The organism is Streptomyces sp. NPDC048353, from assembly GCF_055587165.1.
Genome location: NZ_JBVJGU010000006.1, coordinates 74,311 through 93,151, shown reverse-complemented (window position 1 = coordinate 93,151; position 18,841 = coordinate 74,311). Strand labels below are relative to the sequence as shown.

18 protein-coding genes are annotated in these 18,841 nt (G+C 74.2%); 8 read left to right on the top strand and 10 right to left on the bottom strand.

The features are described from left to right. Positions 1 to 82 precede the first annotated feature (82 nt). Positions 83 to 1,054, top strand: a complete 972-nt coding sequence (locus ACZ6RC_RS22355) for a DUF5914 domain-containing protein (RefSeq protein WP_469586737.1) — start codon at positions 83 to 85, stop codon at positions 1,052 to 1,054. A gap of 148 nt (positions 1,055 to 1,202) precedes the next feature. Here the strand turns inward: ACZ6RC_RS22355 and ACZ6RC_RS22350 are convergent, their stop codons facing one another. The 9 genes from ACZ6RC_RS22350 to ACZ6RC_RS22310 all read right to left on the bottom strand — a co-directional run bounded on the left by ACZ6RC_RS22350 (position 1,203) and on the right by ACZ6RC_RS22310 (position 11,367). After that, positions 1,203 to 2,762 (bottom strand): FAD-dependent oxidoreductase, encoded by a 1,560-nt coding sequence (locus ACZ6RC_RS22350; RefSeq protein WP_469585957.1) that lies wholly within the window; start codon positions 2,760 to 2,762, stop codon positions 1,203 to 1,205. Further along, positions 2,759 to 3,493, bottom strand: a complete 735-nt coding sequence (locus ACZ6RC_RS22345) for a class I SAM-dependent methyltransferase (protein WP_469585954.1) — start codon at positions 3,491 to 3,493, stop codon at positions 2,759 to 2,761. The genes ACZ6RC_RS22350 and ACZ6RC_RS22345 overlap by 4 nt, the downstream gene beginning before the upstream one ends. Further along, the gene (locus ACZ6RC_RS22340) at positions 3,490 to 4,737 is read right to left on the bottom strand and encodes a lycopene cyclase family protein (protein ID WP_469585952.1); all 1,248 of its coding nucleotides are present in this window, start codon (positions 4,735 to 4,737) and stop codon (positions 3,490 to 3,492) included. The genes ACZ6RC_RS22345 and ACZ6RC_RS22340 overlap by 4 nt, the downstream gene beginning before the upstream one ends. After that, on the bottom strand, positions 4,734 to 5,504 hold the full coding sequence (locus tag ACZ6RC_RS22335) for an SDR family NAD(P)-dependent oxidoreductase (protein ID WP_469585950.1): 771 nt from the start codon (positions 5,502 to 5,504) through the stop codon (positions 4,734 to 4,736). Before ACZ6RC_RS22335 ends, ACZ6RC_RS22340 begins: the two co-directional genes overlap by 4 nt. Positions 5,505 to 5,613: 109 nt before the next feature. After that, positions 5,614 to 6,909: an NAD(P)/FAD-dependent oxidoreductase gene (locus tag ACZ6RC_RS22330; RefSeq protein ID WP_469585948.1), complete on the bottom strand. Its 1,296-nt coding sequence runs from the start codon at positions 6,907 to 6,909 to the stop codon at positions 5,614 to 5,616. A gap of 205 nt (positions 6,910 to 7,114) precedes the next feature. Continuing rightward, entirely contained in the window at positions 7,115 to 9,226 is a 2,112-nt protein-coding gene (locus ACZ6RC_RS22325; RefSeq protein WP_469585945.1) for an MMPL family transporter, read from the bottom strand. Positions 9,227 to 9,400: 174 nt separating this feature from the next. Further along, positions 9,401 to 9,898, bottom strand: coding sequence for a MarR family winged helix-turn-helix transcriptional regulator (locus ACZ6RC_RS22320; RefSeq protein WP_469585941.1), 498 nt, complete (start codon positions 9,896 to 9,898; stop codon positions 9,401 to 9,403). Between the two features lie 78 nt (positions 9,899 to 9,976). Next, positions 9,977 to 10,555 (bottom strand): fasciclin domain-containing protein, encoded by a 579-nt coding sequence (locus tag ACZ6RC_RS22315; RefSeq protein WP_391133097.1) that lies wholly within the window; start codon positions 10,553 to 10,555, stop codon positions 9,977 to 9,979. Between the two features lie 200 nt (positions 10,556 to 10,755). Beyond that, complete coding sequence (locus ACZ6RC_RS22310; RefSeq protein WP_469585938.1) at positions 10,756 to 11,367, bottom strand: RNA polymerase sigma factor; 612 nt, start codon at positions 11,365 to 11,367, stop codon at positions 10,756 to 10,758. A gap of 183 nt (positions 11,368 to 11,550) precedes the next feature. On the opposite strand from ACZ6RC_RS22310, the gene ACZ6RC_RS22305 reads away from it, so the two are divergent. The 7 genes from ACZ6RC_RS22305 (at position 11,551) to ACZ6RC_RS22275 (ending at position 18,310) form a co-directional block, all read left to right on the top strand. After that, on the top strand, positions 11,551 to 12,693 hold the full coding sequence (locus ACZ6RC_RS22305; RefSeq protein ID WP_469585935.1) for a MerR family transcriptional regulator: 1,143 nt from the start codon (positions 11,551 to 11,553) through the stop codon (positions 12,691 to 12,693). 281 nt (positions 12,694 to 12,974) lie between these two features. Next, on the top strand, positions 12,975 to 14,177 hold the full coding sequence (locus ACZ6RC_RS22300; RefSeq protein WP_453617708.1) for an ATP-binding protein: 1,203 nt from the start codon (positions 12,975 to 12,977) through the stop codon (positions 14,175 to 14,177). Continuing rightward, on the top strand, positions 14,174 to 14,593 hold the full coding sequence (locus ACZ6RC_RS22295; RefSeq protein WP_391133085.1) for a roadblock/LC7 domain-containing protein: 420 nt from the start codon (positions 14,174 to 14,176) through the stop codon (positions 14,591 to 14,593). The genes ACZ6RC_RS22300 and ACZ6RC_RS22295 overlap by 4 nt, the downstream gene beginning before the upstream one ends. Further along, positions 14,590 to 14,967 carry a DUF742 domain-containing protein gene (locus ACZ6RC_RS22290; RefSeq protein WP_391133082.1) on the top strand — a complete coding sequence of 126 codons (378 nt, stop codon included), beginning with the start codon at positions 14,590 to 14,592 and terminating at the stop codon, positions 14,965 to 14,967. Before ACZ6RC_RS22295 ends, ACZ6RC_RS22290 begins: the two co-directional genes overlap by 4 nt. Beyond that, a complete protein-coding gene (locus ACZ6RC_RS22285) occupies positions 14,942 to 15,535 on the top strand; it encodes a GTP-binding protein (protein ID WP_391133079.1) in 594 nt (197 codons plus the stop codon). The genes ACZ6RC_RS22290 and ACZ6RC_RS22285 overlap by 26 nt, the downstream gene beginning before the upstream one ends. Positions 15,536 to 15,543: 8 nt before the next feature. Beyond that, positions 15,544 to 16,893, top strand: coding sequence for a cytochrome P450 (locus ACZ6RC_RS22280; RefSeq protein ID WP_469585927.1), 1,350 nt, complete (start codon positions 15,544 to 15,546; stop codon positions 16,891 to 16,893). A gap of 292 nt (positions 16,894 to 17,185) precedes the next feature. Next, positions 17,186 to 18,310 carry a tryptophan dimethylallyltransferase family protein gene (locus ACZ6RC_RS22275; protein ID WP_469585924.1) on the top strand — a complete coding sequence of 375 codons (1,125 nt, stop codon included), beginning with the start codon at positions 17,186 to 17,188 and terminating at the stop codon, positions 18,308 to 18,310. A 167-nt stretch (positions 18,311 to 18,477) separates the two neighbouring features. On the opposite strand, the gene ACZ6RC_RS22270 is transcribed toward ACZ6RC_RS22275, so the two are convergent. After that, a complete protein-coding gene (locus tag ACZ6RC_RS22270; RefSeq protein WP_453617705.1) occupies positions 18,478 to 18,720 on the bottom strand; it encodes a DUF5302 domain-containing protein in 243 nt (80 codons plus the stop codon). Positions 18,721 to 18,841: the final 121 nt, after the last annotated feature.

The following is an 18,841-nucleotide window of genomic DNA, read 5'->3' as shown; positions in this document are numbered from 1 at the left end:
CCACGGGAACGGCGGCACGGAGAGTACGGGCGGACGGGGAAGGCCGGGCGGCGGGGGCGGGAGGAAGCCGTGGACCTCGCCGCTGCGGGTGCGCCGCGCTCCCGCCTGGGAGCGGCAGCCCTCCCCGTGGCGGGAGGCGAAACCGGCCCTGATCGCCGAAGCGCTCGAGCGCGCCACCGCCAGGCCGTCGGGGAACTGGTTCGTCGTCGGCGCCTCGCGCGAGATCGAGGCGGGCGGCCGGGCGTACGGCAGGACCGTCGGCGGTGTGGAGGTCGTCCTGTGGCGCGGCGAGGACGGCGGGCTGCGCGGCGGACCGGGCGCCTGCCCCCACCTGGGGGCTCCGCTGCGCGACAGCAGGGTCGTGTGCGGGACGCTCGTGTGCCACTGGCACGGGCTGGCCCTCGAAGGCGGTGCGTACGCCGGGTGGGAGCCGTTCCCCGTCCACGACGACGGAGTGCTGGTGTGGGTGCGCCTCGACACGGTCGGCGGCGAACCCCCCTCGGAGCGGCCGATGGTGCCGGAACGGCCGAGGAGCGCAAGCTCGGTCGACGCGGTGTTCACGGCGGTGGGACGGTGCGAGCCGGAGGACGTGGTCGCCAACCGGCTCGATCCCTGGCACGGCTCCTGGCTGCACCCCTACGCCTTCGTCAACCTGCGGGTGGCCGGGACCCCGCACGGCGGCGAGGACGACGACGCGTTCGCCGTCGACGTCTCGTTCCGGGTCGCGGGCAGCCTCGTGGTGCCGGTACGGGCCGAGTTCACCGCGCCCACGCCCCGCACGGTCCTCATGCGCATCACCGACGGCGAGGGCGCCGGGTCGGTGGTCGAGACGCATGCCACGCCGCTGACCCCGCGGGGGCACGGAGCCCCGCGCACCGCCGTGATCGAGGCGGTCGTCGCGGCCTCCGACCGGCGGGGCTTCGCCCTGGCCCGGGCCGCGGCACCCGTGCTGCGCCCGCTGATGCGCCGCACCGCCGGCCGCCTGTGGCGGGACGACCTCGCCTACGCCGAGCGCCGCTGGTCCCTGCGCAGCACCGGCCGCTTCCCTGGCTGACCACGCCCGCGACGGCGGGAGGCCCCAGGGCGTTTTGGGCGCCTCCCGCCGCCGTGCGGAACGCCTCGCCCGGGAGCGGCCTTCTTACGCTCCCGGCCGCGTATGCCGGTTCGTCCGGACAAGCCCCGGCCCCGGCCCGTCGTCCGTCTCAGCGGTCCCTCCCCAACGTGGCCAGTGCCCGCAGCGCGCGCGAGCGCCCGGCGCGCGGCACCGTCCAGAGCGCCTGGCCGCGCACCCCCCACCCGGCGAGCAGGGCGTTGGCCGCCAGGAAGCCGGAGGTCGCCGCGCGTTCCATCAGGGCCACGGGCAGCCCGGTGCGGACCAGGTCGCCCGCCACCATGACGCGCGGGTGCGGGGTGCGCACGGTCGGCCGGCGGTGGTAGCCGCCCACCGGGAACGCCGGGCAGTCGCAGCGCCATTCGTGATGGGCGTCCACGATCCGGGCATCGCGGGTCTCCGGGTACACCTCGTGCAGCTGGGAGACCAGACGCTCCTGCACCTCCTTCGGTTCGGCGTCCCCGTCCACGGCGTAGGCGTGAAGTTCGACCACGGAGCCGCCCGTACGCCCGGCCCAGCGGGCGGCCTCGCCCTCCCAGCGGTCCAGGACGCTGATGTTGTCGAGATCGCCGTAGCCGCTGGTGCCCAGGAAACCGGCCCGGTCCGCGCGGACCGGCCGGTCGAGCCAGAGGCGCGAGACGAGGAAGGGCGGTGCCGTGCGCAGGGCGGCGATGTCCTCCCGCCAGTTCGCGTCGCCGAGGCCCGGTGAGGCGCCGACCACCGCGCGCAGGCCCGCCGCGTCCAGGGCCAGGACGACGGCCTCGTGCCGGTCGGACGTCCCCTCGGCGTCGACGGCCAGCCCACCGTCGTCGAGCGGCCGGACGCCGCCGACCGCCGTGCCGGTCCGCAGCCGTACGCCCAGCCGCTCCAGCCTGCGGCCCAACGGCTCCCACAGCGCCTGCGGGAACGGCTCGCGCGGCACGTCGAAGAGCAGGCCCTCGGACGAACCGAGGAAGTAGATGTGGAACATCAGCAGCAGCTCGGCGGCGGACAGTTCGGCCGGGTCGACGAAGAAGCTGCGGGAGAAGACCTCGAACGCCAGGTGGTGCGCCGCCTCGGGGAAGCGGATGTCCCGCAGCAGATCGCGGGCGCTGACGCCGTCGAACCGCTCGTACACCTCGGGCACCCGGACGTCGAGCAGCGGCAGCGCCGCCCGGGGGTTCATCGACGCCAGATCGCGCCAGCCGAAGGTCGGACTGAGGGCGACGAATCCGAGCGCGCTCCACGGCGGCGTCCTCGGGACGCGGGCGAAGCTGTCGGTCAGCCCGTCGCGGTGCCGCAGCGGATAGTCGGGCAGCGGGGTGAGCGCGCGCAGACCGGGATCCGCGCGGCGCAGCAGACCGCGCAGGTTGTAGTACTGGCGGAAGAAGGCGTGGAAGCCGCGGCTCATCGTCGCGCCCGATCCGTCCGCCAGGTCGACGGGCCGGCCGGCGAGACGGCCGCCGAGCGCCGTCTCCCGCTCGTACAGCGTCACGCGGACCCCGCGTTCGGCCAGCGCCGTCGCGGCGGCGAGGCCGGCGATGCCGCCGCCGACGACGGCGGTACTCGGCGGCTCGCCGCTGACGTGTTCCCGTCCCGGCGCGGGCAGCAGGAGTTCGGCCCGGGGGTCGCGGCCGGGGCGGGCGGCGCGGGGCCGGTGCACGGCCCTCATCGGGCAGGGCCCGGGGCGGGCCGCACGGCGTCGCCGGCGACGAAGGTGTGGACGATGCCGGTCTGCCAGCCGGCCACGGGCAGCGCGCGGACGAAGGGGAACCCGGCGCGAGTGACCCGGGCCGCGAACGCCTCGGCGGTGTCGAAGTCCAGCACACTGCGCCACAGGTGGCGGTAGAGCCCCCCGTCGCCGCTCACCGTCCCCACCGGGACGATCACCCCCGCGCAGACCGCGTTCCACAGGGCGCGGTGCAGCGGTGAACCGCTGAGGCTGTATTCGTGCACCACGAGCCGGCCGCCGGGGCGCAGGAGCGCACGGACGGCGCGCAGCACGGCGTCCGGATCGGTGACGTTGCGGAACAGATAGGCGGCGAAGACGGCGTCGTACGGTTCCCGGTCCTCGGCGGTGAGCAGCTCCTCGGCGGCCAGGTGCCGGAAGCGCACGTTCGCCGGCCAGCTCTTCGCGAGGGCACGCTCCAGCATGCCGGCCGACGCGTCGACGGCCTCGATCCGCGCGCGGGGCGCGGCCCGCACCAGGGCCCGTGTCGACGAACCCGTACCGCAGCCGAGGTCGAGGACGCGCAGGCCGGCGCCCCCGCGGGGGAGGCCGAGCCGGTGCGCCGAGCGCAGCAGGTCGGTGCGGTAGCCGGGGTTGAGCGCGGTGAGGCGGTCGTAGGAGGGGGCGGCGTGGTCGAAGGCGCGGGCGAGGTCGCGGTCGCGCAGGAGCGTCATGTACGGCTCTCCTCGGGTCGGCTGGCGGCACGGCGGGGCAGGAACGGAAGCTCGGCGGCGGTGCGGAGCATCGGACCGACGGGGGTGCGCAGACCGATGCCGAACTCCTCCCACGGCGTGCTGCGGCCGTCGAGGAAACGCAGCAGCCGCTCCATCGGGACGCGGCGGAAGAGGCCGGTGAAGAACTCGGGTCCGTCGATCCGTCCGGTGTCGAGCGCCCGGAGCAGGACGGCGTCCATCGCGAGCGCCCGGCGGGCGTGGGGGCGGGGGACGTGCGCGGCGCCGTCGCGCAGCGCGGCGGCGATGGCCCGGCTCTGCCGCTGCACCGCCGCGAAGGTGTACCCGGTCGCGGGCCGGGTGGCCCCGCCGGCAGCCCCGATGCGGAAGACGGCGGGCCCGACCCGGCGCGGGAACCGCGCGTCGGTCATCGGGATGACCCCCTGTTCGGTGGAGTCCACCCCCAGTGGCCCCAGACGGAGCACGTTCCCGGTGTAGTGCCGCAGGGCCTCGTCGTACGCGGCCGTGGTCAGCGGCGTCCTGGAGAACTCGGTGTACTCGACGAGGGCCCGCTCCGGGCCGAGCGGCAGGACGTAGCCGAACGCGAGCCCGTGGCGGGGCTGGGGCACCCGGAAGTCCATGAGGTCGGCCACCCCGGTGTCGAAGCGCGGGGACGCGGTGCGCACGAACCAGCCGCGGAAGTGCTGGAAGAGGGTCGTGCGGGAGGGCGGCAGCCCGGGCGGGGGCCGCGAGTCGAAGACGTACCGGCCGCGCAGGGTCAGCGTCCGGCCGTCCCCGGTGGCGCACCGCACCTCGGCCCCCTCCGGCACGTTCCGTACGGTGTGGGCCGTGGCGCGCAGCACGCGGGCCGTCGGGTGCGCGGCCAACCGGGCGTGGACCAGCCGTTCGAAGTCCCGTGACCGCAGCATGCGGTACCGCAGCGGGGCGGGCGCCGCTTCGACGACGCCGCCGTCCGGCGCGCGGACCCGCATCCGCGGCCAGGAGGCGGCCACCGCCTCCTCGAACTCGCCGGGCCCGTCGTCCCAGGAGCACCAGGTGCGTTCAGCCGGCCGCAGCGGGCCGTCGGGGGCCTCCACCACGGTCAGCGCCGTCGTCCCCGTCCGGGTGAGCCAGTGCGCGAGGCTGAGCCCGGCCGCGCCCCCGCCCAGGATGACGACATCGTCCACCCGGTCCCGCCCGCCGCCGCCGGGCCCCGCCCGCCGGGACGTTCCGGCCTCGCGGCTCACCGGGCCCGCCGTTCCAGGACCGGGGAGTGGCCGTCCCACCGCACGCGCTCGGTCTCCGAGCCCAGCGCCTCGGCCACCGTCCGTACGGCGAGCGCCACATCGCCCCCCGCGGGCATCGGGGGAGGGCTGCCGCTGACGGCCCGGTCGGCGAAGCCGGTCTCCAGATGGCCGAGACGGATGTCGAGGACCCGGACGCCGTCGTCACGCACCTCGCGGCGCACGGCGTCCAGCCAGGCGCTCAACGCCGCCTTGGAGGCGCAGTAGTCGGCCATCGCCGGCTGCGGGCGCTCCACCACCACCCCCGTGACGGCGGCGAGGACACCGCCCCGGCCGAGGGGGTGTCCTGCCGATCTTGCCGGGTTCGCGGTGTCCGGCCCGATCGACGAAACACCCCCGAGGATCCCGAGCGCCGCCAGGAGCATCGCCGCGGGCGCCGCGAAGTTCACCGTCATCAGGTGCTCGGCCACGGCGTCCGTCACCTCGCCCGCCCGGCCGAAGGCGACCGAGCCGAACGCCGTCAGCACCGCGTCCAGGCCCCCGAGTTCCCGGGCCGCCGTCTCCATGGCGCGGGCGCACCCGTCGAGGTCGTACGCCTCGAAGGAGACCGTGGGGCAGCCGCCGTGCCGCGCGGCGGCGCGCGCCAGCCGGCCGGGGTCCCGCCCGGCCAGCGCCAGTCGGGCGCCCCGCTCGGCGAGCTCGCCCGCCACCGCGCCCCCGATGACGCCCGTCGCGCCCGCCACCAGCACACGCGCACCGTTGATGTCCACGCCTCACTCCCGTCGGGTGCCGCTCGACGCCGACTCTTCCGGGCCGGACCCGGCTACGGATGCGCGCGGCCTCCGCCGCCGTCTCGCGGACGCCCGCACACCCGGCCGCTCATTCCCCCCGCGTACGGTTCGCCGCCCCGGCCGCGACCGGCAGGTCGGCCAGCACCTCCCGGGCGGCCCGGCTGCCGGAGGCCAGCGCGCCCTGGACGGAGCCGGTGGCGCGGTGGTCGCCGCAGACGTACCGGCCGGCCGCGAAGCGGGTCGTCCGGCTCAGCGGCCAGGGCGGCCGCATCGCGGGCAGCGCGGCGTCCACGGTGTACGCGGCGACGGGCTCCCAGCCCCGCGTGTCGGTGCCGTACAGCGCCGCCAGGCGTTCCCGTACCGCGGGCTCACCCCCCGGCGGCCCGGCGCCGAGCACGGAGGTGGACACCAGGGAGGTGCCGGCCGGGGCGTACGTCGGAGTGACCTCGGAGAGGACGCAGGTGTTGAGGACGGCCAGGGTGCTGTCCACCACCAGGATCGGCTCGGGCAGCGGCGACGCCTCGGCCGCGTGGTAATACGTCGTCACCGTGCGGGTGTCCGGCACCGCGAGGCCGGGGAGCAGGCGGGCCGCGGTGAGGGCGTCCGTCGCCACGACGACCGTGGCCGCGGCCCGCTCCCGCCCGTCCGCCAGCAGCACGCCCGCCTCGGTGATCTCGGCGACCGGCGCATCGAGCCGGAGCACGCCGTCCGGAAGGCCCCGGGCGAGCTGGGCCGGCACGGCGCCGATGCCGTCGGCGGGCAGGCAGAGCGTCCCGCGCGCCATGCTGCGCCACACGAGGTGGAAGAAGCGGGCCGAGGTCTCCAGCTCCTCTTCGAGGAACACCCCGGCCAGGAACGGCCGCAGCAGGTCGTCGACGACGTCCGAGGAGAGTCCGACGCGGTCGAGCACGGCCGCCGTGGAGGTGTCGCCCCGCCGCCTGAGCCTGCCGACCGGAAGGAGGACGTCGCCGAGCGTCAGCCCCGCGAGGACGGCCAGGTCCCGGGCGGACAGGGCCCGCCCGGGCAGCAGGTTGGCCGCCTCGGCCGGGCGTCGCGTCGGATCCGTGAGGCGGACGCGGCCGGTGGGGGTGACGGCCACGAGCCCCGGAGTGAAGGGCCGCAGGCGCAGGTCCCGCAGGTCGAGCCGCGCCTTCACCTGGGGGTAGGAGGTGTTGAAGACCTGGAAGCCGCGGTCGAGGAGGAACCCGTCCCGGCGGTCCGTGCGCATCCGGCCGCCGACGCCGTCGGAGGCCTCGAGCAGTTCGACGCGCTGCCCTGCCCTGCCGAGGTCCAGGGCGCAGGCCAGGCCGGCGAGGCCGGCGCCGACGACGATCGTGTCGGCGGTGCCCGCCCCCGGCCGCGTCCCGTTCTGCTGGGTGGTCATCCGTGCTCCTCGCCCCGTCCCGTCACGCGCCCAAGGTGCGGAGCCCTGCCGCACCCGCCCAGCCGACCACGAGCGGTCCCGCGATGCCAGGCGCCGCCACGCGGCTGGACCGAACGGGGGACGGGGGAGAACGCGGGACGGGGAGAACGGGGGGGGCGGGGGAGCGGGCCCTCAGGCGAAGGGCCCGTCCGCGGCGGCCGCCGGGTCAGGCTCCCCCGCCGGGCGCCGCCGCGCCCGTGTCCTCGCCGGCCTCCGCCCGGCTGAGCCGCCCGGGCCACCACGCCTTCCGGCCGATGTCCACGACCAGCGCCGGTACGAGCAGCGACCGCACGACGAGGGTGTCGAGGAGGACGCCGAAGGCGACGATGAACGCGATCTGGACCATGAACGCCAGCGGGACGACGCCGAGGGCGGCAAAGGTCGCCGCGAGGACGACGCCGGCCGAGGTGATGACGCCGCCGGTGGCGGTGAGGCCGCGCAGGACCCCCTGACGTGTCCCGTGGGCCAGCGACTCCTCGCGGACGCGGGACATCAGGAAGATGTTGTAGTCCACGCCGAGGGCCACGAGGAAGACGAAGCCGTACAGCGGGACCGAGGCGTCCGTGCCCGAGAAGCCGAAGACGCCCTGGAAGACGAGGGCCGACACGCCCAGGGTGGCCAGGAAGTTGAGGGCGACCGTCGCGATCAGCAGGACGGGCATGACGAGCGACCTGAGCAGTCCGATCAGGATGACGAGGATGATCGCCAGGACGACGGGGACGATGAGCATGCGGTCGCGCTCGGACGTCTGCTGGGTGTCGTACTGCTGGGCGGTGTAGCCCCCGACGAGCGCGTCCGCGCCGGGGACCGCGTGCACCGCCTCGCGCAGGCGGGCGACGGTGTCCTTGGCCGCGTCGCTGTCGGCGGGGGCCGCGAGGGTGACGTCGATCCTGGCCCTGCCGTCCACGACCAGCGGGGCTCCGCCGCCCGGCCGCCCCGACGCGGTCAGGGGGGCGGCGGAGGACACTCCCGCGGTCCCCTCGGCGGCCTGCCGCACCTGCGGGAGCCGGTCGGCGTCGGTGAGGACGACGGCCGGGTTCCCGGAGCCGCCCGGGAAGTGCTCCGCCAGGGTGGCCTGCGCGGCGACGGAGGGTGCGTCGTTCACGAAGATCTCGTCGAGCGGCACGCCCCGGGAGTCCAGGGTGGGTGCGAAGGCGGCGCAAGCGAGCAGGGCGGCGAGGGTGACGGCCCAGACCTTGCGGGGGGCCCGGTCGACCAGCGCGGCCACTCGCCCCCACACGCCGTGGCCGTCCGCGGGCTTCGGCTTGGCCGGCCAGTACGCGCTCCGGCCGAGGAGGACCAGGACCGCGGGCAGGAAGGTGAGCGTGCTCAGCACGGCGCAGACGATGCCGATGGCACCGACGGGTCCGAGCGCGCGGTTGTTGGTGAGGTCGCTGAGCAGCAGCGCGAGCAGCCCCAGGGCGACGGTGGCGGCGCTCGCCGTGATCGGGCCGGACGACCGGCGCAGGGCGGCGCGCATCGCTGTGAACCGGTCCGCGTGGCGGGTCAGTTCCTCGCGGAAGCGCGCGGTGAGGAGGAGCGCGTAGTCGGTGGCGGCGCCGATGACGAGGATGGACAGGATGCCCTGGACCTGTCCGTCGACGCGCACGACATCGCGGTCGGCGAGCGCGTACACGACCGCGCAGGCCAGACCGAGGGCGAAGACGGCGCCGAGGATGACGACGAACGGCAGCAGCAGACTCCGGTACACGAGCAGGAGGATCACCAGGACGGTCACCAGCGCCACGACGAGCAGCAGTCCGTCGATCCCGGCGAAGGCGTCGGACAGGTCGGCCTGGCTCGCGGCCGGCCCGGCGATCCGGGCCATGGTGCCGGGCACCGTTTCCGTCGCCGTCCGGATCCGCTCCAGGGCGTCCGGCAACTGTTCACCGAGGTCGGGCCGGAGCGGTACGACTCCCTGGAGCGCCTGGCCGTCGGCGGACGGCAGCGCGGGGGAGGCCTTGCCCGCGGTGCCGGGCGTCCCGTCGAGGGAGGCGAGAGCCGCGGTGGCGGCCTGCCGTTGTCCGGTCGTGATCCGGGCGTCGGAGGAGGCGGTCCAGACGACGATCGCGGGCAGCGTCTCCTGGCGGCGGAAGTCCTTGCCGGCCTCGATCACCTGAGTGGATTCGGCGTTCTGGGGCAGGAAGGCGGCCTGGTCGTTGGTGGCCACCTCGCCGAGTTTCCCGGCGTAGGGGCCGAGGGTCCCGCCGATGCCGAGCCAGGTGAGCAGGAGCAGGACGGGCACCGTCCACCGGGCGACCGAAGCGAAGCTGAACATGGCACTCCATGAGAGGCGGGCGAAGGCGCGATGACTCAATCATCAAGTATCTCAATGATTGAAGTACTTTCTCACGCCGACGCGCCGTGCGACGAAGCGGGGTTACGGGATGCGGAGGTACGGGACGCGGGGTTACGGGATGCGCGGGTACGGGACCGGGGGTGCGCGCCAGGACTAGCGCGCTTCGCGCAGCTCTTCCAGCTCGTGGTTCAGGGCGGTGAGGAAGCGCAGGGCGACGGCCAGCTCCTCGTCGCTGAACCCCTCCTGCGCGCGGGCGGTCGCCGCCGCCAGCGGCATGAAGTGCGCGCGGGCGGCCGACCGGGCACCGGCCGCGTAATGCAGGTGGACGACCCGGCGGTCGGCGCTCTCCCGCGCCCTGCGGACGTGGCCGGCCCGTTCCAGACGGTCCAGGCAGGCGGTCACGGCCCCCGAGGTCAGCCCGAGGTGTTCGCGCAGCCGGCCCGGGGTCAGCGGGGTCTCGGCGTCCAGGATCGCGGCCAGCGCCGCGATGTCGGTGGCGTGCAGCCCCTGCGCGGCCGCGAAGGAGTGGGCCAACCGGTTCATCTCGCCGTTCAGGAACCGCAGCCGTACCGCGAAGGCCTGCAGCTCACGGCCCCCGGGGGCGGCACCCGCCGTCGCGTCCGGCCGCGCCGCCTTGTTCGTCCTCGCCATGGGGGCAGCCTATAGAGGGGGGACGCGATGTCCCCCCTCTGGGCGGGGCCCCGGCGGCGGGGCGGGCGGCGGCTGGCGTCACGGCTTCGGCATGAGGACCGTGTCGACGACGTGGACCGTCGCGTTGTCCGTCTCCACGTCACCGCAGACGATCTGCGCGGAGTCGTTCACCTTGAAGGAGTTCCCGGAACCGGAGGTGGTCACCGGGTCACCCTGCAGGGTGGTGAACGATCCGTTCGGCAGCTTGTCGCGCGTCACCGTCTCGTCCACGACGTGGTAGGTCAGGAGATTGGTCAACTGCTCCTTGTCGTTCAGGATCTTGTCCAGATCGGCCTTCGGTATCTTCGCGAACGCGTCGTTGGTCGGCGCGAACACGGTGATGTCCTCGGCGTTGTTCAAGGTGTCCACCAGACCGGCCTTCTGCACGGCGGCGGCCAGCGTGGACAGGGCGGGGTTGTTCGACGCCGCGGTGGCGACGGGGTCGTCGGCCATTCCGGCGGCGCTGCCCTCGCCGCTCGTCGGCAGCGAGGCGCAGGCGGGCCCGAACGGTTCCTGTACGGGCCCCGCGTGGGCCGCGGGCGCGAGCGCGAGGGCCAGGGGGAAGAGGAGCGCACCGGCTCCGGTGAGGGCGGCGACCCTGACGCGATGGGTGTTCATGAGGTGCACCTTTCCGGGAAACGCAGGTGGCGGGCGTCTGCCGTCGTGCCGCCTGCTCATGGGGTGTTCGCCGTTCGTGTGTCCTTCGGATGCCGGAAGCGGGATGTCGGGAGGCTGGTGTCGAGTGCCTGGGGCCGAGTGCCGGTTTTTCCGGGGTGCCGGTCTGGCGCGTGGTCGTGGACGTCGTACGGAAGGGGCGGCTAAGCCCGGTGGGCGCCGCCTTCCTCGATGCGGCGGCGCAGCACGTGCATCCCGCGGCGCGCGTGACTCTTCACGGTGCCGAGCGGCAGGCCCGTGCGCTGCGCGATCTGGACCTGCGTGAGGTCGCCGTAGAAGGCGAGGGCGAGGATCTCCCGCTGCGCCCGGGGCAGCCTGCGCAGCTCGTCCGTCATGACCACCTGGTCCAGGACGGTCTCCGGCCCGGGGCCGGACGGCAGGCGGGCCGGGGCGCTTCCCGCGGCGGCGGCCGCGATCTCGGCGCGGCGGGTCCGCGCGGCGAGCGCGTCGACGATCTTGCGGCGGGTGATGCCCGTGAGCCAGGCGCCCAGGGAGCCCCGCTCCGGACGGAAGCCCGCCCTGCCGCGCCAGGCGGCCAGGAAGACGAGCTGGGTGACGTCCTCCGCCTCCTTGGAGTCGCCGAGAGTGCGGGCGGCCATGGTGTGCACCAGGACGCCCCACTGGCGGTAGATCGCCGCGAACGCCTCCTCTTCGCCCCGCAGCAGCCCGCTCGCCAGCTCGTCGGACTCGTCGTTCTCGTGGACGGGCGGGCGGGGATCGGCGAGGAGACGCTGCTCCACCTGCGTTGCGGTCATGATGCGCTCCCTCCGTCCCGGCGGACCGGCGTCCTGTGTACGTGCGGTCTTCGCGGTCCGCGATCGTGGGCGCCGCCTCCGCTCCGGCGGCCGGTGGCGGTCGCGGGTGTTCGATGACCTCAGTGTCGGAGCTGAGAAACGACGCAAGCAACATGCGTCGTTTGTGCGTCGTATGGTGGGCGTGTGACCGACGCGGCACGGGGGAGCGAGGGCAAGGGGGCGGGGCCCGGCACGGCCGGGCTCACCACCGGCTCCGTGGCGCGCCGTTTCGGTGTCGCCCCGACCACCCTGCGCTCGTGGGACCAGCGGTACGGCATCGGGCCCGCCGCCCGCGTGGGCGGCAAGCACCGCCGCTGGACCGCCGCGGACCTCGCCCTGCTGGAGCGCATGTTCGCCCTCACCAACGCGGGCCTGCCCCCGGCCGAGGCCGCGCGGGTGGCCCGTGCCGAGGCCGCCTCCGGTGCCGTTCCCGCGCCGGACTTGTCGCCCGGCTCGTCGCCGGGCTCCGACCGCGCCGCCTCGCCCGGTGGCGCGCCCGCCCCCGCGTCCCCGCCTCCCGCTTCGGAGACGCCTGAGGAGCCGGAGGCGGCGTCACGCGGGGGATCCAACCCCGAGCCGGCGAGCACCCGGCGCACCACCCGCTCCGCGCCGCCCCGCCCGACCCGTGCCGGGGGCGGGCTCGGACTGGGGAACGCCCGGATCGAGTGCCGGGGCCTCGCCCGCGCCGCGCTGCGGCTCGACGCGATCGCCGTCGACCGCCTCCTCGAAGCGGCCATCGCCGAGCACGGTCTCGTCACCGCGTGGACGGAGGTCATCGTGCCCACCCTGCGGGCCGTGGGCCGCAAGTGGCAGACCTCCGGGGAGCGGTACGTCGAGGTGGAGCACCTCCTGTCGTGGCACGTCTCGACGGCGCTGCACCGCCGCCGGGGCGCACCCCCGGAGCGCACGACCGACGGCCTCGCGCTCCTCGCCTGCGTCCCCGGCGAGACCCACGCCCTGCCGATCGAGGCGCTGGCCTCGGCCCTGTACGAACGCGGCCTGCCCCTGCGGATGTTCGGCGCCGCGCTCCCCGCCGAGGCCCTGATCGAGGCCGTCCGCCGGACGGGTCCCGACGCCGTGGTCCTGTGGGCCCAGTCCCGGACCACGGCGAGCCGCCCGCTCGCCCAGCACGTCGCGCAGATGACCTGGGGCGTCCGGGGCGCCCGCCGCAGGCCCGTGGTGCTCACCGTCGGTCCGGGCTGGACGGCCCCGCGCGTGCCGGGCACGCTGCGGCCCCTCGCCCTGGCGGAGGCCGTGGACGCCGTGGAGGCGGCCCTTCACAGCTGAGTTGCGGTCAACCACCGCTGATGTCAGGGGTGTTCGCCGTGCAGCCCCTGACAGTCGGACGGTCGAGAGTGGTCAATATCCACCAGAAATCCCCATATTGACGAACAGTCAGGTGTTCATTTGCGATGATACGATCATCGCGTTTACCGGAGTGGCGGACAGGTGTACGACGCCATCGGCCACGGGGGACGACAGGGGGCACTCCGGTACGGACGGTCTGCCGGTCCGCCCGCATGGACGGAGTTTCGGCAGCCGACCGTCAGTCGTCTGAAGAGAGTCTTATGACGCATCACATACAAAGTCCAGTGCTCTGGGCCCTCCTCGTCGCCGTCCTCGGTGCAGTCGTCGTCATCGTCCGTCAACGCCGGACGGCACGGACCCTGCTGCGCGACATCGACGGGCTCAAGGCCCACTACGCCGAGCTCGAGAGCGGCTACGCGAAGTCCGTGGAGGCGGAGAAGGAACGCGCCCAGGAGTCGACGAAGACGGTCCTCAAGTCCGCGATGCGGACGCTCCAAGGGCTCGCCGCGGAACAGCAGTTGGTCATCTCCGGACTGCAGAACAAGTACGGCGAGTCGGTCATCCTCCAGGACCTCCTGGAGATCGACCACACCAACTCCCAGTTCGGCCGGCGCGCGCAGTCCATCGCCGTGCTGTGCGACGGCTGGCTGGGCAGGCAGCGTGAGGTCGCCTCCGTCTACGACGTAGTCCGCAGCGCGCAGGGCCGCGTCCGCCACTTCCGGCGCGTCGAGATCCTGTCGCAGGTCGACTTCGGCATCACCAGCCGGGCCGTCGAACCGGTGGCGCTCGCCCTCGCCGAACTGCTCGACAACGCCACCAGCTACTCCAGTCCCGACACCGTCGTCGAGATCAACATCCGCACCGTCCCCAAGGGCGTCTGCATCGTCGTCGACGACGCCGGCGTGGGCATGAACGACGAGGAGCGGGCCAAGGCCGCGAAGCTCCTCTCCAGTGAACGGGTCACCGGCGTCTCGGGGCTCGGCAGTCCGCCGCAGTTCGGATTCGCGGTGATCGGTGTCCTCTGCGAGCGCTACGGATTCGAGGTGTCGGTGGACTCGGACTCGCCGTACGGAGGTGTCCGCGCCGTGCTCCTCCTGCCGCACGAGCTGCTCACCGCCATGCCGGACAAGCAGGCGCCGGCTCCCGCCGCTCCCGCCGTCCCGGCCGTGCCCGCGGTTCCGGCCGGTGCGATGCCGGAGGCGGGCGGGCCCGAGCCCGCCGTCGTCGCGGCGTCGACCGTCGACGGCCTCCCGAGGCGCCGCCGCAAGCGGCCGATGGCGATCGTGCCCGGCACCGCGCCGGCCACGCGCGCGCCCGCGGCGACCCGCTCCGGTGCGGAGACCGCGGCGATCCTGGGCGCCTTCCAGCGGGGCACGCAGTCCGGCCGGGTCACCGGCCCGGACGCGGCGCACGACACAGGCAGCACACACGATGCGAGCAGCGAAGGGCATGAGTTCTCGTGAACGACGATCTGTCATGGATGCTTGACAGCGCCTTGGAGATCCCCGGTGCGCTGCACGCGGTGCTGATCTCCGCCGACGGTCTGCTGATGGCCCGGACCCGGGACTTCGACAAGGACAACGCGGACACCGTCGCCGCCGCGATGAGCGGCGTGCAGTCGCTCAGCCGCTCGCTCGGGTTCTTCGTCGACGGCAGCCAGGGGGGTCACGGCGGCCGGCTGCGCTGGCGGCAGACCCTGGTCGAGTTCGACGGCGGCTGGGTCTTCCTGATCTCCGCCGGGGAGGGCGCCTACCTCGGCGTCTCGGCCTCGCCGGACGTCGACATGCAGGACATCTCCTTCCGGATGCAGCAGCTCGTCGGCCAGCTGGGCAAGGTCCTGATGACGCCGCCGCGCGAGAACCTCGGCGTCCGCTCATGACCGGATTCGGCGAACCGGAGTCCGAGGCCGCGGAGTTAGTGCGACCGTACGTCATCACCAAGGGCCGCGGTCTGCCCGACGCGGAGCAGCTGACCCTGATCACCCTGGTCACCGCGGTCGACGACCACCAGCAGCGGCCGACGCGGCTCTCCCCGGAGGAGCAGGGCCTGCTGGACCTGTGCACCGCCGGCTACCTCTCCGTCGCCGAGATCGCGGGGCACACCCGGCTGCCCATGGGAGTGGTGAAGATCCTCCTGTCCTCCCTGACCGAGGCCGGCTACCTCATCACCCGGCCTCCCGTCCAGCGCGCCTCGCTGGCGGACAAACACATCCTCGAGGAGGTGCTGCATGGGCTCCGCGCCAAGTTTGGATGAACGGGCGTACCTCCGTGACGGCGCGACGCAGACCGCGGTGAAGATCCTCGTCGTAGGACACTTCGCGGTCGGCAAGACCACCTTCATCGGTGCGATATCGGAGATCCCTCCGCTGTCCACCGAGGAGACGATGACCCGCGCCGGCGAGACCTTCGACGACCTCAAGGGCGTCCGGAGCAAGACGACCACCACGGTCGCCATGGACTTCGGCCGCCTCACCATCAACGAGCGCGTCGTCCTCTACCTGTTCGGAACGCCCGGCCAGCAGCGCTTCGTCCAGATGTGGGAGGACATGGCGCGCGGCGCGCTCGGCGCGCTGGTGCTCGTCGACCCCGAGCGGCTGGCGGACTCCTTCGCCGTGATCGACCTGATCGAGCAGTACGGCCTCGACTACGCGATCGCCATCAACCGCTTCGACGGCACACCCGACCGCGAGGTGCGGGCGCTGCGCGAGGCGCTGGACCTGCTCGACGACACCCCGGTCGTCACCTGCGACGCGCGGGACGAGAAATCGTCCGCCGACGCACTGATCACCCTCGTCCGCTATCTGCTGGACCGCGCTCACTAGGAACAGACATGGACGCTCAACCCACCGCACCCGTCCCCCCGCCCGGGTGCCCCGCCCACGGCGACGGCGGCCGGGTGCCGCTGTACGGGCCGGAGTTCGCGGCCGATCCGCAGGCGTACTACGGCTACCTGCGCCACTACGGCCCGACCGCGCCCGTGGAGCTCGCTCCCGGAGTGGAGGCCACCCTCGTCACCGACTACGCCACGGCGCTGCAACTCCTGCAGAACTCCAGCTCGTTCCGCAAGGACGCGCGGCGCTGGCGGGACCTCAACGAAGGACGGATCAGCCCGGACAACCCGGTCGTCCCCGTCCTCGCGTACCGGCCCAACTGCATGTTCAGCGACGGCGCGGAGCACCTGCGGCTGCGCCAGGCGGTGACGGACAGCATGGCCCGCGTCGACACCCGCAAGCTCAGCCGCAGCACCGAGCAGGTCTCCGAGTACCTGATCAGCCAGTTCGGCTCCCGCGGCTCCGCCGACCTGCTCGGCGACTACGCCAAGCAGCTGCCGCTCTTCGTGTTCAACGAACTCTTCGGCTGCCCGGCCGACATCGGCGACCGCGTCGTGTTCGGCATCACCGGCATGTTCGACGGGGTCAACGCCGAGAAGGCGGTCGAGGTCCTGTTCGGGGCCGTCGGCGAGCTGGTGGCGCTCAAGCGCGCCCGCCCGGGCGATGACGTCACCTCCTGGCTGATGCAGCACCAGGCGAACCTGACCGACGAGGAGATGGTCCACCAGCTCGCCCTCCTCCTGGTCGCGGGCAACGAACCGCTGCGCAACCTCATCGGCAACACCCTGCACCGGCTCCTCACCCACGACGCGTACGCCCACCGGGGCGGCCTGATCGACGAGGCCCTCGACGACACGCTGTGGGAGAACCCGCCGATGCAGAACCTGGCGGCGCACTACCCGGCGACGGACGTGGAGTTCGCCGGGGAGAAGTTCCGGGCGGGCGACCTCGTGCTGGTGAGCTTCGCCGCCGCCAACAGCGGCCCCGCGCTGACGGCCGCCCGTCAGGCCGGCAGCAACCGTGCGCACCTGGCCTGGAGCGCGGGCCCGCACGCCTGCCCGTCCAAGGACCCCGCCCGGCAGATCACGGTGACCGCGATCGAGAACCTCTTCAACCACCTGCCCGACATCGAACTCGCCGTGCCCGAGGACAGCCTGACCTGGCGCCCCGGTCCCTTCAACCGCGGCCTCGCCACGCTGCCCGCCCGGTTCACCCCGGCCGGGACCGTACGCAGGGCGGCCCCGCAGGCGCAGCCCCAGGCGCCCGCGAACCCCGGCCCCGCGCAGGGCACGGCCACGCGCGAACGCGGCGGAAAGTGGAGCCAGTTCCTCAACTGGCTGACGAGGTGATCGTCACAACACCTCGCAGCCCCTTCCACACCGCATGAAACTCCAGCCTCACGGGTAGTGCACGCGGTGTTCCGTACCGCTACGAGGCAGAGGAGGTGTCGTGGACGACATAGTCGCCGACGCCGCTTTCGCGCAGGACCCGGCCGAATCCGACCCCCTCGATACCCGCCTCACCAGGCGGGTATCTTCTTGGGCGCCCCGGCCGCCGGTGGAGAGACGGCCGGGCGCCTCCGGGCCGGCCCGCCCGGAGACGCCCGGGGGCCGGACACTCGGCGGCCATACGGTGAGACAGGTGCTGCGCCTCTGCGAGGCGGCAGGGCTGGACGGAGCGGACTCCGCGGCCTACGCCCGGACGGTGCTCGCCGCCCTGGGTCCGGTCGCCGACCGGCCGCTCGACCTGCCGCCCCCCGACGACTCCTTCCTCTCCGACGACCACACCCCGGTGGAGTTCTCGCTCTCCTTCACCCCGCAGGGGGACCCGACCCTGCGGGTGCTGCTGGAACCGGGCTGCGGCGCCGGGGACATGGCACGGAACGGGCGCGCGGGCCTGCGGGTCGTCCGCGAGATGGCGCGGCGCTGGGGCTTCGGCACCAGGCCGTTGGACGAGGTGGAGGACCTCTTCTTCCCGCCGGATCCGCAGGGCCCCCTGGCGCTCTGGTGCGCGCTGGAGCTGCTGCCCGGCGGTGTCCCCAAGCTCAAGGTGTACCTGAACCCGGCGGCCTCCGGGCAGGAACGTTCCGCCGGGACCGTACGGGAGGCGCTCCGCCGGCTCGGCCACCACCGGGCGTTCGCCTCGCTGCCCCACGGCGACCGGCACCTCTTCCTCGCCCTGGACCTGGGTGCCTGGGAAGAGCCCCGGGTGAAGGTCTACCTCGCGCACCACGACCTGTCGGCGGGAGAGGCCGCCGGTCTCTCCCGCCTGGACGGCGGACCGGGGCGGCGCGCGATCACCTCGTTCTTCCACACGGCCGCCGCGCTCCCGGAAGCCGACGCCGCGGCCGGGCCCGACGCCCTCGACCTCGCCGCCCCGGACCTGCGGCTCGACCGCCGTCCCGTCCAGTCCTGCCACGCCTTCACCGGTACGGCGACCGGCCGCCCCAGCGGCTTCACGCTCTACGTACCCGTCCGTGACTACGCCGCCCACGACGGCGAGGCGCTCGACCGCGCGGTGTCCGTGCTCCGCGACCACGGGATGGACCCCGCCCCGCTCGTGCGCTCGGTCTCCGCCCTCACCTCGCGACGCCCGGAGGACGGCGTGGGGCTCATCGCCTACGTGGGCCTCGCCCACCACCAGGGCCGGCCGCCCCGGGTGACCGTCTACCTCTCCTCGGAGGCGTACGAGGTGAGGAAACCGGCCCCCGCACCGGCCGCCCGGACCGCGTCCGTCGCCGGGAGCGGCGGCCCGGGGCCGAGCTGACCCGGCGGACGCGTCCACACCTGCGCGTACCACCGCTGCCGCGGCTGCGCCCGAGGGCCGTAGGCGCCGCGGGAGCCGGTGTGCGCGCCTACCGCAGGTGCGCCGGGTTCTCCTCGCCGGGACGGCCGTCGAGCCTGCGCGAGGGTGCCCGGCCGCGCGAGATCGACTCAGCCGCCGCTCTTGCGCCTGAACGACCGCTGGCTCGCGGCAGGCCCGTGCGCCGCACGGACCTTCGACGCGCCCGGCTTGGCGGCGACATCGGCCGCGTCCGCCTGCGTACCGCGCTTCTGTGCCAGGGCCTCACGGAACTTGCGCTTCAGGTCGTCGTTGCCGTCGCCGTCCGGGACCAGAGGGGGCGTCTCGGGGTCAGCCGGCTCCGAACCTTCCGTGGACACGGGCTCTGCGGTCATGGTGACCTCCTGGGTTCGGGGGTGGGGGGCACAGCTTGTCATGCCGGGCGCGGTGCCGGGCGCCGGCACCGTCATCCTGCTCCGTTTCGGCGGGTATCCCTCTCGGGCGGCTCTCGGGAGG

Coding starts and splice junctions, on each gene's coding strand:
- ACZ6RC_RS22320 (WP_469585941.1), bottom strand. CDS start 9,898: ATGGCGAGGACGAACAAGGCGGCGCGGCCGGACGCGACGGCGGGTGCC.
- ACZ6RC_RS22280 (WP_469585927.1), top strand. CDS start 15,544: ATGGACGCTCAACCCACCGCACCCGTCCCCCCGCCCGGGTGCCCCGCC.
- ACZ6RC_RS22300 (WP_453617708.1), top strand. CDS start 12,975: ATGACGCATCACATACAAAGTCCAGTGCTCTGGGCCCTCCTCGTCGCC.
- ACZ6RC_RS22315 (WP_391133097.1), bottom strand. CDS start 10,555: ATGAACACCCATCGCGTCAGGGTCGCCGCCCTCACCGGAGCCGGTGCG.
- ACZ6RC_RS22310 (WP_469585938.1), bottom strand. CDS start 11,367: ATGACCGCAACGCAGGTGGAGCAGCGTCTCCTCGCCGATCCCCGCCCG.
- ACZ6RC_RS22330 (WP_469585948.1), bottom strand. CDS start 6,909: ATGACCACCCAGCAGAACGGGACGCGGCCGGGGGCGGGCACCGCCGAC.
- ACZ6RC_RS22270 (WP_453617705.1), bottom strand. CDS start 18,720: ATGACCGCAGAGCCCGTGTCCACGGAAGGTTCGGAGCCGGCTGACCCC.
- ACZ6RC_RS22345 (WP_469585954.1), bottom strand. CDS start 3,493: ATGACGCTCCTGCGCGACCGCGACCTCGCCCGCGCCTTCGACCACGCC.
- ACZ6RC_RS22350 (WP_469585957.1), bottom strand. CDS start 2,762: ATGAGGGCCGTGCACCGGCCCCGCGCCGCCCGCCCCGGCCGCGACCCC.
- ACZ6RC_RS22290 (WP_391133082.1), top strand. CDS start 14,590: ATGACCGGATTCGGCGAACCGGAGTCCGAGGCCGCGGAGTTAGTGCGA.
- ACZ6RC_RS22285 (WP_391133079.1), top strand. CDS start 14,942: ATGGGCTCCGCGCCAAGTTTGGATGAACGGGCGTACCTCCGTGACGGC.
- ACZ6RC_RS22325 (WP_469585945.1), bottom strand. CDS start 9,226: ATGTTCAGCTTCGCTTCGGTCGCCCGGTGGACGGTGCCCGTCCTGCTC.